General features: G+C 68.2%; 18 protein-coding genes and 1 pseudogene. 10 read left to right on the plus strand and 9 right to left on the minus strand.

Annotated elements, in window-relative coordinates; all coding sequences use genetic code 11:
* Positions 1–161 precede the first annotated feature (161 nt).
* A complete protein-coding gene (locus SRB17_RS42465) occupies positions 162–845 on the plus strand; it encodes a leucine-rich repeat domain-containing protein (RefSeq protein ID WP_323377521.1) in 684 nt (227 codons plus the stop codon).
* A gap of 645 nt (positions 846–1,490) precedes the next feature.
* Here SRB17_RS42465 and SRB17_RS42470 read toward each other — a convergent pair.
* Positions 1,491–1,823 carry a PH domain-containing protein gene (locus tag SRB17_RS42470; protein WP_228396628.1) on the minus strand — a complete coding sequence of 111 codons (333 nt, stop codon included), beginning with the start codon at positions 1,821–1,823 and terminating at the stop codon, positions 1,491–1,493.
* 49 nt (positions 1,824–1,872) lie between these two features.
* The gene (locus tag SRB17_RS42475; protein WP_153547175.1) at positions 1,873–2,487 is read right to left on the minus strand and encodes a DUF3887 domain-containing protein; all 615 of its coding nucleotides are present in this window, start codon (positions 2,485–2,487) and stop codon (positions 1,873–1,875) included.
* Between the two features lie 221 nt (positions 2,488–2,708).
* On the opposite strand from SRB17_RS42475, the gene SRB17_RS42480 reads away from it, so the two are divergent.
* Positions 2,709–2,912: a helix-turn-helix domain-containing protein gene (locus SRB17_RS42480; RefSeq protein ID WP_153547177.1), complete on the plus strand. Its 204-nt coding sequence runs from the start codon at positions 2,709–2,711 to the stop codon at positions 2,910–2,912.
* A gap of 266 nt (positions 2,913–3,178) precedes the next feature.
* Here the strand turns inward: SRB17_RS42480 and SRB17_RS42485 are convergent, their stop codons facing one another.
* Positions 3,179–4,042: an NAD(P)H-binding protein gene (locus tag SRB17_RS42485; RefSeq protein WP_323377522.1), complete on the minus strand. Its 864-nt coding sequence runs from the start codon at positions 4,040–4,042 to the stop codon at positions 3,179–3,181.
* A 71-nt stretch (positions 4,043–4,113) separates the two neighbouring features.
* On the opposite strand from SRB17_RS42485, the pseudogene SRB17_RS42490 reads away from it, so the two are divergent.
* Positions 4,114–4,314: pseudogene (locus tag SRB17_RS42490) on the plus strand (TetR/AcrR family transcriptional regulator); the annotation flags it as partial.
* Between the two features lie 229 nt (positions 4,315–4,543).
* On the opposite strand, the gene SRB17_RS42495 reads toward SRB17_RS42490, so the two are convergent.
* The 4 genes from SRB17_RS42495 to SRB17_RS42510 are packed head-to-tail and all read right to left on the minus strand — an operon-like array spanning position 4,544 to position 5,962.
* Entirely contained in the window at positions 4,544–4,729 is a 186-nt protein-coding gene (locus SRB17_RS42495) for a hypothetical protein (protein WP_153547178.1), read from the minus strand.
* Positions 4,726–5,196: a hypothetical protein gene (locus SRB17_RS42500; RefSeq protein ID WP_153547180.1), complete on the minus strand. Its 471-nt coding sequence runs from the start codon at positions 5,194–5,196 to the stop codon at positions 4,726–4,728. The genes SRB17_RS42495 and SRB17_RS42500 overlap by 4 nt, the downstream gene beginning before the upstream one ends.
* Entirely contained in the window at positions 5,196–5,486 is a 291-nt protein-coding gene (locus SRB17_RS42505) for an Lsr2 dimerization domain-containing protein (protein WP_228396629.1), read from the minus strand. The genes SRB17_RS42500 and SRB17_RS42505 overlap by 1 nt, the downstream gene beginning before the upstream one ends.
* Positions 5,483–5,962 carry a GGDEF domain-containing protein gene (locus SRB17_RS42510; protein WP_323377527.1) on the minus strand — a complete coding sequence of 160 codons (480 nt, stop codon included), beginning with the start codon at positions 5,960–5,962 and terminating at the stop codon, positions 5,483–5,485. The genes SRB17_RS42505 and SRB17_RS42510 overlap by 4 nt, the downstream gene beginning before the upstream one ends.
* On the opposite strand from SRB17_RS42510, the gene SRB17_RS42515 reads away from it, so the two are divergent.
* The 4 genes from SRB17_RS42515 to SRB17_RS42530 all read left to right on the plus strand — a co-directional run bounded on the left by SRB17_RS42515 (position 5,953) and on the right by SRB17_RS42530 (position 8,846).
* Positions 5,953–6,483: an SMI1/KNR4 family protein gene (locus SRB17_RS42515; protein WP_153547186.1), complete on the plus strand. Its 531-nt coding sequence runs from the start codon at positions 5,953–5,955 to the stop codon at positions 6,481–6,483. The two genes, SRB17_RS42510 and SRB17_RS42515, sit on opposite strands and share 10 nt — an antisense overlap.
* A 206-nt stretch (positions 6,484–6,689) precedes the next feature.
* The gene (locus tag SRB17_RS42520; RefSeq protein WP_153547188.1) at positions 6,690–7,127 is read left to right on the plus strand and encodes an SMI1/KNR4 family protein; all 438 of its coding nucleotides are present in this window, start codon (positions 6,690–6,692) and stop codon (positions 7,125–7,127) included.
* A gap of 92 nt (positions 7,128–7,219) precedes the next feature.
* Positions 7,220–8,146, plus strand: coding sequence for a tetratricopeptide repeat protein (locus SRB17_RS48335; protein WP_194294333.1), 927 nt, complete (start codon positions 7,220–7,222; stop codon positions 8,144–8,146).
* A 307-nt stretch (positions 8,147–8,453) separates the two neighbouring features.
* Positions 8,454–8,846: a hypothetical protein gene (locus tag SRB17_RS42530; RefSeq protein ID WP_153547192.1), complete on the plus strand. Its 393-nt coding sequence runs from the start codon at positions 8,454–8,456 to the stop codon at positions 8,844–8,846.
* Positions 8,847–9,189: 343 nt separating this feature from the next.
* Here the strand turns inward: SRB17_RS42530 and SRB17_RS42535 are convergent, their stop codons facing one another.
* Both SRB17_RS42535 and SRB17_RS42540 read right to left on the minus strand, forming a co-directional pair.
* Positions 9,190–9,684, minus strand: a complete 495-nt coding sequence (locus SRB17_RS42535; RefSeq protein ID WP_153547194.1) for a GNAT family N-acetyltransferase — start codon at positions 9,682–9,684, stop codon at positions 9,190–9,192.
* A 491-nt stretch (positions 9,685–10,175) separates the two neighbouring features.
* Positions 10,176–10,625, minus strand: coding sequence for a hypothetical protein (locus SRB17_RS42540; protein ID WP_153547196.1), 450 nt, complete (start codon positions 10,623–10,625; stop codon positions 10,176–10,178).
* Between the two features lie 842 nt (positions 10,626–11,467).
* On the opposite strand from SRB17_RS42540, the gene SRB17_RS42550 reads away from it, so the two are divergent.
* The 3 genes from SRB17_RS42550 to SRB17_RS42560 all read left to right on the plus strand — a co-directional run bounded on the left by SRB17_RS42550 (position 11,468) and on the right by SRB17_RS42560 (position 14,411).
* Complete coding sequence (locus tag SRB17_RS42550; protein WP_153547198.1) at positions 11,468–11,773, plus strand: transposase; 306 nt, start codon at positions 11,468–11,470, stop codon at positions 11,771–11,773.
* A 5-nt stretch (positions 11,774–11,778) separates the two neighbouring features.
* Positions 11,779–12,567 carry an IS3 family transposase gene (locus SRB17_RS42555; RefSeq protein WP_153547200.1) on the plus strand — a complete coding sequence of 263 codons (789 nt, stop codon included), beginning with the start codon at positions 11,779–11,781 and terminating at the stop codon, positions 12,565–12,567.
* Positions 12,568–13,241: 674 nt separating this feature from the next.
* Complete coding sequence (locus tag SRB17_RS42560) at positions 13,242–14,411, plus strand: IS110 family transposase (RefSeq protein WP_153547233.1); 1,170 nt, start codon at positions 13,242–13,244, stop codon at positions 14,409–14,411.
* The last annotated feature ends 33 nt before the right edge of the window (positions 14,412–14,444 follow it).

Here is a 14,444-nt window from a genome sequence, read left to right on the forward strand (position 1 = left end):
ACTGGTGTTCGGATGGTGCCGCACGGACGCCGCGTCCCTATCGTTGCGCCATGACGGACGAGCAACTCCCTGCACAGGTCTTCCCAAACCGTTTTCCCGAGGCGATGGACTCCCGGCCCGGGGTGCCGCAGGACCGTTGCCACTGCTTCGGCCAGGCTCGGGTGAGCTTCCCCGGCGCGGCGACGTCCTTCCACGCCGAGATCCAGGACACCAGTGCTCCGGGCTGGCTCCGGTTGCTGGAGCTGATCGAAGAGGCGGCGGCCGACGGACGGGAGGAATTCCGCCCGCTGCCGGAGCTGAGCCCTGAGGAGCGGCGGCAGATCGTGACGCTGCCACCGTCGATCGGGAGGCTGACGGTGGTGCGGACCCTTGTGCTGTACGGGAGCAACCTGGTTCGGATACCTCCGGAGATCGGCGGCATGACGAGCCTGGAGCAGTTCAGCCCGTACACTTCGCGACGGCTGCACTGGTTCCCTTACGAAATCACGCGGTGCGCCCGTCTGGCGAACAGCACGGTGAGCACGCGCTCGATCTACGGCAACTACAAGTACCGGCCGCCCTTCCCGCGGCTCCTCCCGCCCGGCGATACGGTCCTGGACCTCGACAGCCTGGATCCCTTCCGCTGGGGAACCACCGCAGCCCGCACCTGCAGTGTCTGCACCGGGCCGATCTCGGCGACGGGTCCTCACCAGGCTTGGCTCTCCCAGGTGGTGGCGACCGACGTCCTGCCACTATTGGTCAACGCCTGCTCCCAGGCGTGCCTCGACGATCTGCCACCTGGAGCGAAGGGCTACATCCCTACACCTCATCGGGGCGGTGCGATCGAACAGCCTCCGCCGCGTTGACCATCGTCACCCGGGCCCCACAGTCCTCACGTAGCAGAGCCGGTGACCGTCGTCATACTGCGCCACCTTGCTGAGAAGTTCGACGCCGTGGGCGCGCCGGCGGGCGAGTACGTCGTCGATGTCGTCGACGGCGAAGGTGACACGGTGCAGGCCCCAGCGTGTTGGGCGACGTGTTCCGCGACCGCCGCCTTCGAGCCGCCAGGCCCCACCACAGAGGCCGCAATGGATCGGCGGACCGCGCAACCTATGGGGTCCGGATGGATGAGGAGTTTCACCGAGCAGGTGCGGGGTCACTCCCGAGCATGAGGCGGCCGTTTTCAACGAGCCCCATCAGGGTGACGGCCGTGCGTCGGCTCGCCTGGCAATGGATGGCCGCTTTCAGCGTATTTTGCGGCTGCGGATCATTTGGCCGTCACGCGACTCGTCAGTCGGCTTGTCGGCGGCACGTGAGGTATAGCGGCATGAAGATGATCCACAAGCACAGGCAGCCGAGAGCCCACGTGGCGGGCGTACTCACTTCGATCGAGCCCGCCGAGAAGTACACGGGCGTTCCCCTCCTGGCGCGGAGTGCGGCGTCTTGGTAGACCCAGAACACCGTCACGAGGAGGAGCGCCACGGGAATCAGGATGGTGACGTACGACCTCATCACTCAGGGCTCTTCTCCGCGATGATGCGGGCGACGGTGGCCGCGTCATCCGGTGTGATCGTGGGGCGGACCCGGTGGCCGACGTCGAGCACGAGTGCCACGTCCTTCTTCGGCCGGTTGGGGTCGAAGTTCCACCAGTGGACGAAGTCCCCCGAGCCCCAGATGCGCCACCTGCGCACCTTGTTGACGCCGGTCAGGGCAAGCCTCTCCACGCCCCTGATCGAGGCATAGCGGATCGTCTTGGCCCCCCATGGGTAGTAGCGGCGGATGGCGATCCCCTGGTCGTCGCAGCGGATCGTGCCGTCGTCGTAGGTGGGCGTGGCCATGCTCATCTGCCTTTCCTGAAGGTCGATCCGTTACCCCGGGGACCGGCTCGGCGGTTCACGGGGTTTCGGGCGCGAGGATGAAGAGGCCCGCGACCTTTTCGTCTGTGTCGAATGCGACGCGGGCCTTCATGTCGCCGGCCTCGTAGCGCAGCGGGACGTCGACGACCGTGTGGTCGCCGATGCGGCGAACGAACGGCTCGCCCTCGCCGAAGCCCTCGAACGCGCCGACCAGACCGGCGACCGTGGCCAGCCCGTCGAGGCGGACCTCGTCGGTGAACGCCGCCAGCACCTCGGCATTGAACGACCGGCGGGCTTCGTCCATACGGCCGTCGAGGACGGCGTCCGCGATCTCCCTGGCCCGGGCGGCGGCGTCGGTCATGCGCACGGTCTTGTCCATGGGTTCTCCCGTTCTCGGGTCGATGGGCTTGCCGAACCGCTGGAACGCGGCCTGGCGGGTGACTCCGAGCAGGTCCCCGATCTCCTGCCAGGTGTGGCCGGCATCCCGGCACTGCTGCACGCACAGCTTCAGTACCTGCTCCGCCAGGCCGTCGACATCCTCGGCGAGTCGGACGAGGTCGAGATAGGCCGGCTGGGCCACTGGGCTGCCAGCCGAGCCCGCCAGGGCGGCGGCCTGCGCGGCGAGGCGAGCAGCCAGGCCCGAAAGAGACATCGGCGAATCAGTCACATGTCAAGGATGCCTTTACATAGCTCGCTCGTCAAGGAAGCCTTTACATCGCCCAGGTGCATCCTCCGTGCGGCCCGCCAGCTACCCGCGGCGCCACTCTCTGGCCCCGGTGTCCGTACGAGAACCGGGCTTTCGGCTGCCGGAGACCGGGCCCATGCGCCATGATCGCCACTGCGGACGTTGAACGGCGAAGCGGGAGACGAGTGATGGCCAGGGGCGTACGGATCACCGGCGAGGCGCGCGACAGGCTTGCGGGCGATCTGAAGAAGGCCTACGAGGACGGGGCGAGCATCCGGGCCCTGGCCGAGGCCACCGGGCGTTCCTACGGGTTCGTCCACCGCATCCTCACCGAGGCCGGCGCCAGCCTGCGCGGCCGGGGCGGCGCACCCCGAAGCCAGCCCGGCGCCTGAACATCGAACGCACCCGTGTCGGTGCCACCGAGGCCCGCCTGTGCTGGAACGATGCCTCTCATGCAGCCCCTGCCGGCACCCTGCCCCGCCGACCTGATCCCGGAGGCGACGGGCCTGGAGGCGTTCGACGCCGTGTACAAGGCGGCCAAGCAATAGACACGACGCCTCGGGCACCTGAGCCCTGCGCGCCCGGGATGTGCCGGGAGCGGGGCCGGGGCGACGGCGGACTGAGGGCTGCGGCCGGGGCCAGGTCGCGCTCGACGAGGTTACGAACCCTCCGAACCCTCCGTGAACGCGGTGGCGTGGTCGGCGGCCCACTGGCGAAACGTTCGCGGCGCCGTCCCGAGGATGTCGGCCACCGCGGTGGTGACGTACGCGGGCTGTCCGACAGCCGCGCTCCACGCGGCGAGAAGCATCTCGACGACCGAGCTGGGCGCCGTACCCTCCGACAGGCTCCGGAACTCGTCCGGCGTCATCTCCTCGAATGCGATCCGGCGCCCCAGGGCGTCACCGATGACGTCCACCTGCGCGGCTTGGGTCAGCGATTCGGGGCCTGTAAGGACGTAGTCGCCTCCGACGTATCGGTCCTGATACAGCGTCCGCGCCGCGACGGCTGCGACGTCGCGGTCGTCGACCGGTGCCGTCTCCGCAGCGCCGTAAGGCCACCGGACGACTTCGCCCGCCCGGATCGCGGGCGCCCACCAGGCTAGCGAGTTCGACGCGAGCATCCCCGGCCGGATGATCGTCGACTCGAGTCCGGTGCCCGCGATGAGCCGCTCGATGTCGGCGTGCAGCACCGCCATGGGATTGGGCTGCTGGAAGAAGGGGTGCGGCGTCCGGTGCGGGGAGGAGAGGAAGACGACCCGCCGCACATGGGCTGCCAGCTGCTCGACGACTGCCGCGGCGGTCTCAGGCGGGGCGGTCCAGACGAGGAAGACCGCACCGGCGCCATTCATTGCCGGGTCGAGCGACTCGGGCACAGTGAGGTCGCCGGTGAACACCTCGACCTTCGCCGGCAGCGTCGCCGCCGCCTCGGAGTGATGGGTAAGGGCGCGGGTCGGCACGCCCGCGTCGAGGAGTTGGTCGATGACGACGCGGCCGACCCGGCCCGTCGCCCCGGTTACGAGCACGGGAGGAATGTGTGTCTGATTCACGCCCCCATGGAAACGTTACTCGGTTAAAAAAGCAACTTGGTAATGAATTGTTACGGTGGTCAGATAAGCGAGCCGACGGACTGCGGGCCCGCAAGAAGGAGCGGACGCGCGACGCCATCGGCGACGCGGCCGTCTCGCTGTTACTGGAGCGCGGCTTCGACCGCGTCTCGGTCAACGACATCGCCGCGGCAGCCGAGATCTCCAAGCCCACCCTCTTCCGGTACTTCCCCACCAAGGAAGACCTGGTGCGAGGGCTTCGGCTGCGGCTGGGTCGCGGAGGGCGAGCGCGGCCACGGCCTGGGCAGTGAGGAAGGCGCTGCTACGGGTCCAGATGTCGGCGTGGCTGAACGCGGTGGCCGGCATCCGAGTGCACAGGCGCGTGAGATGGGTGGTGTCATCCGTCATGAAGGGCGTGATCCTTGTCGAGACGCCGGAGCGCCGCCCTCGCATGGCGGCGGCGGGGTGCTCCGGGGGGTGCTACTCGGTGGGGGTGTTGGCGACCACGAGGAACTGGTCGCTGGGCAGGTCCATCACGACCTGGGCGTCGGCGCGCTGGGCGCGCTGGGCGGCGGCGTACTCTTCCGCCGGCCATGAGCCGCGGGGGCCTCCGGCGTGGAATCGCTCCAGGACGGTGCGGGGCTGCGTGGTGGGCGTGGCCGTCACGCGTCGCCGCCGTTCACGCGCTCGTGGTTCTCGATCAGCGTGCTGATGGCGTCGGGGTGTGCCGCCATGCCGACCCACTGCCCGAGCGCGGTGAAGACCGGGACGGCGTCGGTGTCGGCGTCGAACACCACGATGTAGTCGCCGAACCTGTCGAGAACCATCTCCTGAAGGGCCCGCGCCGGTGCGGTGGCCAGGACCTCCAGGGCGTCGACGGTCAGACGGGAGGGCTCTGCCTGGTTGTCGGGCTGGGTGAGGAAGCCCGCGACGTGCAGCGGGTCGCCGGGCTGGATCTCGGTGAGCAGCACGTACGCGATCCGGGGGTCGCCGGTGGTGCAGGACCGGATGACGTCGTCCACGGCGTCGTCTGTGGGGGAGACGATCAGCTGGAACCGGGCGGTACCCGGGGCGTCGCCGGGCGTGGGGACGGTGTCGAGGTAGCCGTCGACGGCGAGGGGCTTGGTGTCCATCAGCACGCCTCCGCCCGGGTGTTGGTGCGGTGGGCGGCGTCGTACGCGTCCAGGACGGCCTTCGCAGGGTTGCCCCGGTCGGCGACTTCGTGGCCGTTGGCCCGCGCCCAGGTCCGGATCGCGGCCAGCTGCTCCCCGCTGTACTTGCCGCTACGGGCCGGGGCGGCGGTCGGGGTGGCCTCGCCGGTCTTGACCTGTCGCAGTTCCTCCCTGGCCCGGGCGAGTTCGCGCTCCAGCCGGTTGATCGTGATGCCGCGAATCCAGTCGCCTTCGGGCAGGGTGATGGTCATGCCGCTCGCCCCCATACGGCTGTGCCGGGGCGCCCGGCGCGGCGACCGTTGACGGACGGCACCGTGAGGTGCTGCTCGGTGGCGAGGGTCGCGCGGCCGGAATGTTTGCCGTCGTAGAGGGCGGCGTCGGCGGCCCGCTGCAGAACGGTCAGGTCGCGGGAGCCGGTCACGTCCGGGGTCGCGGGGCCGGCCGAGGCGGCGACGTCGACGGTGCGGCCGTCGTCCGGGACGACTGGGGTGCGCAGCATGCGGACCAGCTGCTCCAGTCGGTGCGCGCAGCGGTCGGCGGGCAGCTGAAGGGCGACGGCGAACTGATCGCCTCCGAGGCGGCCGACGGATGCGTGCGGGCCCGTCCAGGCGGTGAGCCGGGTGGCGGTCGCGGTGAGGACAGCGTCGCCTGGTTTTTCCGGCCTAAGAAATGATCTTGTAGCTGAGGCCAGTGCGGCTGAGCCGTAGGCTGCGTGCCATGGCGCGATTCGATGAGGTCATGGCGACGTTCTGGGGTGACGGTGATTACGGCGTCCAGCAGCCTCTTACGGACGAGATGGTGCGAGAAGCCGAGCGCCTGCTCGGCGTGACGCTGCCCTCGGCCCTGCTTGATCTTCTGCGGGTTCAAAACGGCGGCAGCGTGGCTGTTGATCACGATGCGTTCCCCACCAGCCGGCCGACCTCGTGGAGCGAAGACCACGTTCCCTTCGACGACCTGATGGGCATCGGGCGACGCGCCGGGATGACCTCCTTGCTCGACTCCCCGTACTTGGTCGAGGAGTGGGGTATGCCGGCACCATTGGTGCTGCTCTCCGGCGATGGGCACTGCTGGATCGGGCTCGACTACCGAACCTGCGGGCGAGATGGCGAGCCCTCGGTCACATGGTTCGAGACCGACCTCGACTCGGAGCTCGTCCTGGCTCGTGACTTCCGCTCGTTCGTCGAGGGGCTCACCGCGAGCAGCGCATACGGTGACGGCTCTGTTGGTGGCCCCGTACCAACTTGTTGACCGCGGTGTCTTCCAGGCGAAGAACTCGATCATGAGGCGGCCGTCTTCAGCACGCGGGGGAGATGAGCGTGCCTGTGCTCGATCGTGGTGTCCCGGCCCAGGTCACGGATGCGTTGGCCGATGATGTGGACCAAACCGCAGGACCTTTCCCGGAGTAAGACTCCGGCCTGCAGACGGTGCGACTGCGCCTGGCTAAGCTCTCGATCATGTGGAGACAAGTGGTCCAGGAGGTCTTTCCCGAGGCAGGCTTCCGGGAGCCTGCTCAGGTGTCCGAGATCGTCGAAGTCGAGAAGCGGCTGGGGCGAGCGTTGCCAGCGGAACTCAAGCAGTTGCTTCTCGAAAGCAACGGGGTGATCGGACGCACCCACGTGGACACGGTCTGGACCGTGGACCAGATCGTCGAGCAGAACCTGCTCTTCTGGTCTGACGAGTCCTTCGCCCAGCTGTATATGCCTTTCGACGCTCTCCTGTTCTTCGGGGACAACGGCGGTGGTGACCAGTTCGCCTTCGTGAAGAAGCCCGAACGGCCAGATGTGTTCGTCTGGGAACACGAGAGCGACAGCCGTAGATGGGTGGCCAACAACCTGCGGGACTACCTCGGTCGTTCGCTGCGCGACAGCGGAGACGACTGGTATCGGCTGTAAGCCGTCCTGGAGTAAGTCAGCTGCGCTGGGCGGACGCGGAGCAGGAGCTACGCGGTGTCCTGGAGGCCGCCGGGGATGGGACGGGCCCGCTGGTGGGCTCTGCACGCACCCTGCTTGCGCAGGCGCTTCGAATGCAGGGCCGCCTGCAGGAAGCCGAGAGCGAGGCCAGGTCCGCCATCGAGGTCCAGCCAGTTCCTGGCAGGTTCGAGGGGCGCGACGGCCGGGATGTGCTGGCCCTGGTCCTCGGTGACTTGGGCCGCCACCGCGAGGCAGCCGATCTACTGTCCGCCACCGCCGCAGCACGCGCCCGCATCACTTCCTCCGATCACCGGCTCGTCCTCAAGGGCCGCAGCGACCGCCTCCAGCACCTGGCCTACCTCGGCCTGCACGAGGAAGTCGTCGCGGAAGCAGGAGCCCTGAAGACCGCCGCCCGCGGCGCCGAAGGAATCCATCGGCTCCTGCTGCCGCTGGCCGTCACCAATGGCCTGGCCTTCAGCCTCTCACTACACGGCCACTACGAGCAGGCAGAGCACCTGCTGGTCCCGGTGCTCGACGAGGCACGCCGGCGGCGACTGGGAAGGGTCCTGATGGTGTTGCACCTCGGCGCGGCCCGGGCGCTGGCCGGTCAGGGCCAGGCCCAGGAGGCGCTTGCCGCCGTCAAGAAGGCCCAGGACATCTATGACCAGGCTCCGGGCGCCGAAGCACTGGCGCACGATCTGAGCGCGATTTTTCTGGCCAGGGCCGCGGCGTTGCTGGCACTGGGCCGGCCCGCCGACGCCGAACACGAGGCCCGGCATTGCCTCAGTCAGTGCGAGCGCCACCTCGGCCGTGCCCACCATCGCGCGCTGGAAGCCGCCACCGTGCTCGGAGCCGCCCTGGCGGACCTGCACCGGAACGAGGAGGCAGCTGAACTGCTGCACGCCACGCACGACGCCTGGCGCACCCACTTCGGCCATGACCACCACGGCACCATCCGAGCCGGCCAGGCCTTGGCCACCCTCACCGACCAACCAGACTGACACCACGGCCCAACCGTTGCGTGTAGGTGGTTAGACGGTCTTGCCGTGGCCTTACCCAGCAACCCGGGACCGGTGCGTAGTATGCGCGGCTGATGGATCACTGGGAGGGGACAGTATGAGAACACGTATACGGGCCGCGGCGGTTGCCGCCGCCGTGGCACTGGGTTTGGTGCCGGTCAGCGTAGGCACAGCGTCCGCGGCCCGGGCCGGCACGCAGGCGTCCGCGACTCACCAGATCGGGACGTTGAAGGAGTGGGCGAGCGGTATCCCGACGTCTATGCACCGGGGCACCACGATCGACGTCACCATGTCTTACACGCAGAAGTCCCGGGATGTTCTGGCCCCGGCCGGCTTTGCGCTGTCCTTGTGGAACTTCGCCGCCCCGGGCTTCAAGCAGATGAGGGGCATCTCCGCCACGTGGTGGAATCCGGTACACCACCGCTGGGAGAAGGCCAGCTACTACGACTCGAACGGACTGATCGGTCTCAACCTGCCCGGCTACTCGCCCACGGTGAAGGTCGCCTCAGGCAAGGTCGGCCACGTCTACCTGCACGTCACCTTCAGCAAGAGTGCCTACACGGGCACGTGGCACTTCGAGCCGATGGTGAACTCCTACTGGCTGCTCACCTCGAAGGGCGCCTACGACAACAACTACCTCGGCGACAGCAGGAGCCAGTACACCTCCATCCTGCGCCCATGAGCGGGCGCGCTGGCTGACCGCCGTGCCCCCGTATCTGTTCTGCGATTCCCGGTCCGGCAGCCGGGTAGCCTGTCGGCAGTGTTCGTGGCGTTCCCTCCGCGCCGCCTGCGGCGGGGCGCCACGCATGCGGCTCGTTACGCCAAACAACGCCCGTGCCGCGGCGGCGGCGATCCGGGCCCGGGTCCGGCCGGATATCCGGCTCAGCAGGACTTCGAACGCTTCCTGCCAGTGAGCAGGGTTTAAGCGGTGACTTGAGGTCACCGCAAGATCGTTAGTCTTCACACACCGATGATCAGCGGTGGCCGCAGCCTTCCCGCAGCCGACCCACGAGCAAGATCAAGGTCTATGGCTGGAGGTCGCGCTGGTACCAAGTGCCTGACTTGCCGCCGAGATCGGCCGGGGTGGCAGGGCCAACCGGGACGAACCCGGCCTTGGCCAAGACCTTCTGGGACGCGGCGTTGTCATGGGAGGTGGCCGCCCGCAGTGTGCGCAGGCCGTGCATCGCTGTCGCCATCCGGCACAGCTCCCGGACGGTCGCGGTCGCCACGCCGCGGCCGGCGACCCGCTCCGCGACCCGGTAACCGAGTCTGGCAGTGCCGTCCTCCAAGTCGTACAGGTTGAACCTGCCGAGTACCGAGCCGTCCTCGGCGACGAGCACGTAGAAGGCGCAGATGCCGGCCTCCTGCTCGGCCAGCGCGGCGTTGTACCGGTCGGTGAACTCGTCGAAGAAGTCGTCGCCGCGGTCGGAGATCGAGGCAGCGAAGAAGGTGCGGTTCGCCAGCTCGAAGGCCAGAACCGCCGGGGCGTGGCCGGCAAGCAGCCGCTTCAGCTCGGGCATTGCGCGACTCTACCCAGATCGTGCGCTGAGGCCACCTGAGTTTCCACCGGCTGATGTGTTGGCTGGCAAGCCTGCGCCGCGGCCGCCCGGATCGCTCTGCGGCTCGTCCAGCTCGGACACGACGTCCTGGCCTGCTGACCCAGCCCAGCACCACCCGGAGGCGGGGGAGTGGCACCCCCCGCCGGGCAGCCGATGAATTGCCAAGTCCGCGGACCACGACACTCGAAGAAGGGTTGGAGTCCCCGCTGTCGGGGGTCAGTTCCGCGACAGTAGAGGTGACAGCAGCCCTTCGAGGGAGGACCCCATGACCGACTCCAGCAACGTTGTCCAGGCCTGCGGCTGCAGCGGCTACCTCGTCATCACCCCGACCCGCCCCGGCACCGATTCCCAGGCGGTCCACCATGACGTCGACGGCACCGAGGCGCCCTGCCGCAACGGCTGCCGACGGCGTTGGCCCGGTATCCCCATGGGGGCACCGGGCTTTTCGCGCCTCAGCAGGCCGGGCCGATCGCGACCTGTACCTTCTTGGGGCGCGGGGCTGGGTCGGCGTCGGCGTTGTAGCCCGGGTTGTCGCTCGCCCAGGCCGCTTCGGTGCAGTTTCCGGCCCCGGTCGGTGAGGTCTCCTGCAGGTACTTGAACGTGCTCTCGCAGGTCGCAAGGTTGTAATTGCCCAGCGTCTGTGCGCTGTCGGTCACACCGGGCGTCTTCATCCAGACGATGACGTCCCGGGTGGGCGAGCACGTCTTCGACGACCGCGACGGCTGCGGTTTCGGCTTCGCCGTATGGGGCGCGCTATGGGTCGGCTTGGCTGCGGAACCGTGGGACTTTGCGAGCGGCTTGGACGAGACTGCCGTCGAGGCTGACGTGGAATGTGTGGTGTTCCCGCTCCCGCAGGCAGCTGTCAGCAGGATGGCAGAGATGGGCAGGATGAAGCGGCGCACGGGTCCCCTTGGTGGTGCAGTAGTTGCCATGAGGCAACTGTGTTCGGAGTGCCTGCCGATCTTGCTGGACCGCCACGGCGGGTTACAACGTCCCGCCGGTCACAACCTGGACATACTTCCCGCACATCGCTCACACAGGGTGCATGGTGCCCCATCAGCACATCCCGCCCAGGACTAGCGAAGCGCACCGCATCACCATCACTGCTGGCCTGCTGCTCGACGCCACGGCCGCCGCATGCCGCGGCGCCGACGCCGGCAGTCACCTGTCGGCCGACGGCCGGCCCGGTGGGGCCCGCTTTGCGGCCGTTCGGGGCGAGTGCTGCGCGCTCTCGCGCACCTGCTCGTCGGTCAGCCACCGGATCGCGTCGAACTCGCCTTGGTTGTAGGAGGTGATGATGTCAGCGTCGGCGTCGAGGAGGTACCAGAGGGAGACGTCGGTGTGTGCCCCTGCCCCCGCGTTTGGGTGACGGTGAGGAAGAGGGGGAGCACGCCGTGATCGACGATGCCACGGCCTCGATGCCGTGCCCGCCGGCCGGCAGCCACAGGCCCGCCTTGCGGTGCGCGACGAGCAGCTGCTGCCTGCGCGTCAGGGCTTCGGCGTAGTCGCAGGATGCCCGGTTCGCGATCGCGGGACGACGCCGAAGCTCTGCCGTATGCGGGCTTGGGCCGGCTGCCATTGATGAGTCGCATCGGGACCGGTACAAGTGACGAGTGACAGAACCTCTTGCTCCTCGCCCGGATGGCCGCGTCGCGTCGAAGCCGGGACGGTGGACCCTGAACCTTCCCTTTGATCGTGGACACCTGGAGACTGGGACACGAGGTTCCAGAGGAAGTAGTGCCAGGTGGGAAGTAAGAGCAACCGCAGCAGGCGGTACACGCAGGAGTTCAAACGGGACGCGGTCGCGCTCGTGCGCTCCTCCGGGAAGACCGTCACCGAGGTGGCCCGCCAGCTCGGGGTCAGTGCTGAGGGACTGCGGAACTGGGTCAAGCAAGATGCGGTCGACCGCGGGCAGGGGGCGCCGGGAGAGTTGACGACGGCTGAGCGCGAAGAACTGCGCCGACTGCGGAGGCTGGCCGCCGAGCAGGCGGAGACGATCGAGGTGCTGCGAAAAGCGGCGGTCTTCTTCGCGAACGAGAGCGATCGGTGAACGAGGTGTACGCGTTCATCGAGGCGGAGAAGACCACCCACAATGTTGCTCTGTTGTGCCGGCTGCTGAAGGTGGCCCGCTCCTCCTTCTACGCGTGGCTGGCCGGCGAGAAGACCCGGCGGGCGAAGCAGGCCGCTGACGACGCCCTGGCCCACGAGATCACCGTGCTGCATCTCGCCTCCCGCGGCGCCTACGGGGTGCCGCGGATCCATGCCGGGCTGCGGCGGCTCGGGCACCGGATCAACCGCAAGCGCATCGAGCGCGTCATGCGCGAACGCGGCATCAGCGGCGTCACACGGCGCAGGCGCAAGGGCCTGACCCGCCCGGCCAAAAAGGCGGTGCCCGCCCCGGACCTGGTCGGCCGCGACTTCACCGCACCGGCGCCGGGGATGAAGCTGGCCGGCGACATCACCTACATCCCCACCGGCGAGGGCTGGCTATATCTGGCGACCTGGCTGGACCTGGCCACTCGGGAGATCGTCGGTTACTCGATGGCCGACCACCACCGCGCATCCCTGGTAGTGGATGCGCTGAGGATGGCCGCCGGACGCGGTCGGCTCCAGCCCGGATGCATCGTGCATTCGGACCGCGGCAGCGAATACACGGCGGAGGAACTGCGGCGCGATATAAACCGGTTGGGGCTGCGACAGAGCATGGGCCGCACCGGCTCGTGCTTCGACAACGCCGCCGCCGAGTCGTTCTTCGCAGTACTGAAGGAGGAGATCGGCACCCGTCAATGGCCGGACCGGGCGGGCCCGCGCGGAGATCTTCGCCTTCATCGAGACCTTCTATAACCGCAAGCGACTGCGCAGGCATCCGGTCTGGGGCTACCTCACCCCGCTCGAGACCCGACAACGACACGAGCAAGGACACGCCCTCGCAGCTTAAGCATCGAGTGTCCAAGATCACGGGGAAGCTTCAACCCAGCAGTCAGCGGGTGCGATGTTCGCCGCCGTCGCAGCATTCCTCATCACCCACGACGTCACGTTCGGGTTCTTCAGGCAGACGCTGCCCGACTGGGCGTACACCGCTACGGTCCTCGCGGGACTTGCTGCGTCGGCTGTTGCTTACGGCCTTGCCCTGTTGTGGCTCAGGCGATTGCCCTAGAGGGCTCACGGCAGGCTTCAGCGTTGCTGCACGGGCGTCCGGTTCGTGACAATCCGCCGGCTTGGCGGTCGTCCGGGAGTCGACAGGCACGGGCTCCCAAGATCATGGAGTCCTACCTTTCAAGCGTGGGTTTCCGCTGGTCATTCGTAGGATCGGTGGGCCCAGGGGCTCCGGGTATGGCTGTCATGGAGGAGCCGATCGGATGGCTCAGAGAACATGGCCGCCCGGAGCCCCGCGACGACTCGACCGCCAATTGGGATACGCGACTTGATCGCTCTGTAGGACTACGTCGGCGAGGTCGTCTGCGGGATGGACTGATGACGAGCTGACGGAGGTGGCTGTGCCCCAGATCTGGGCCGGGATGGACATCGGTAAGGAGCATCACCACTGTGTGGTGATCAACGAGCGCGGTGAGCGGCTGCTGTCCCGCCGAGTCCTGAATGACGAGGCGGCCCTGCTGGAGCTGATTCGCGATGTCCTGGACATCGACCAGGACGTGCTGTGGGCGGTTGACGTCAATCACGGCGGTGCTGCGCTGCTGATCGGTCTGCTGCTCAACCACGGTCAGCCCATGGCCTACCTCACCGGCCTGGCCGTACACCGCGCGTCCGGCACCTACCGCGGTGAGGGCAAGACGGATGCCAAGGATGCCTTCGTCATCGCCGACCAGGCCCGCATGCGCCGCGACCTGGGCCTGCTGCGGCCCGGCGACGAGATAGCCGTCGACTTGCGCATCCTCACCACCCGCCGCACCGATCTCGCAGGCGACCGTACCCGCCAGATCAACCGGCTCCGCGCCCAACTGCTGGAATTTTTCCCCGCGTTGGAACGCACGCTGGACCTGACCAACAAGGGTCCCGTCATTCTCCTGACGGGATACCAGACACCGGCCGCCATCCGCCGCGCCGGCGCGAAGCGCATCGAGACCTGGCTGCGCAATCGAAAGGTCCGAAGCGCCGCGGCCCTGGCCAAGGCCGCCCTGGAGGCAGCCCAGACTCAGCACACCGCGCTGTCCGGCGAGGCGCTGGCCGCCGGCATGGCGGTTCGTCTCGCGAAGGCGGTGATGGCCCTCGACGAGGAGATCGCCGAGCTCGACGCGCTCATCGAGGGCCGGTTTCGTGAGCACCCGCACGCCGACGTGATCTGCAGCCTGCCCGGGATGGGCACTCAGCTCGGTGCCGAGTTCATCGCCGCCACCGGCGGCCACATGACCGCCTTTGCGAGCGCCGACCGTCTTGCCGGCTACGGAGGCGTGGCCCCCGCTGCCCGCGACTCCGGCCGGATCAGCGGCAACCACCATCGCCCGCGGCGCTACCACCGCGGCCTGCTGCGGGTGTTCTACCTGTCGGCGATGGCGAGCCTGAAATCCTGCCCCGCGTCGCGAACCTACTACGATCGCAAGCGCGCCGAGGGCAAGGGACACAAGCAGGCCCTGATCGCGCTCGCGCGGCGGAGAGTGAACGTCCTCTGGGCCATGATCCGTGACGGAGCGTGCTACCAATCTGCACCGAGTGTCGCGCCCGCGGTTTGACATCGGCATTGGGATGTTCTCTACGCCCCGTGA

This window comes from Streptomyces sp. RB17, assembly GCF_009604455.1.
Classification (GTDB): domain Bacteria; phylum Actinomycetota; class Actinomycetes; order Streptomycetales; family Streptomycetaceae; genus Streptomyces.

Excerpts from the sequence above, each read along its gene's own strand:
- SRB17_RS42470 (WP_228396628.1), bottom strand. The coding sequence starts at position 1,823 with ATGAGCATGGCCACGCCCACCTACGACGACGGCACGATCCGCTGCGAC.
- SRB17_RS42520 (WP_153547188.1), top strand. The coding sequence starts at position 6,690 with ATGTGGAGACAAGTGGTCCAGGAGGTCTTTCCCGAGGCAGGCTTCCGG.
- SRB17_RS42515 (WP_153547186.1), top strand. The coding sequence starts at position 5,953 with ATGGCGCGATTCGATGAGGTCATGGCGACGTTCTGGGGTGACGGTGAT.
- SRB17_RS42505 (WP_228396629.1), bottom strand. The coding sequence starts at position 5,486 with ATGACCATCACCCTGCCCGAAGGCGACTGGATTCGCGGCATCACGATC.
- SRB17_RS42500 (WP_153547180.1), bottom strand. The coding sequence starts at position 5,196 with ATGGACACCAAGCCCCTCGCCGTCGACGGCTACCTCGACACCGTCCCC.
- SRB17_RS42475 (WP_153547175.1), bottom strand. The coding sequence starts at position 2,487 with ATGTCTCTTTCGGGCCTGGCTGCTCGCCTCGCCGCGCAGGCCGCCGCC.
- SRB17_RS42560 (WP_153547233.1), top strand. The coding sequence starts at position 13,242 with ATGGACATCGGTAAGGAGCATCACCACTGTGTGGTGATCAACGAGCGC.
- SRB17_RS42530 (WP_153547192.1), top strand. The coding sequence starts at position 8,454 with ATGTCTTACACGCAGAAGTCCCGGGATGTTCTGGCCCCGGCCGGCTTT.
- SRB17_RS42480 (WP_153547177.1), top strand. The coding sequence starts at position 2,709 with ATGGCCAGGGGCGTACGGATCACCGGCGAGGCGCGCGACAGGCTTGCG.
- SRB17_RS42535 (WP_153547194.1), bottom strand. The coding sequence starts at position 9,684 with ATGCCCGAGCTGAAGCGGCTGCTTGCCGGCCACGCCCCGGCGGTTCTG.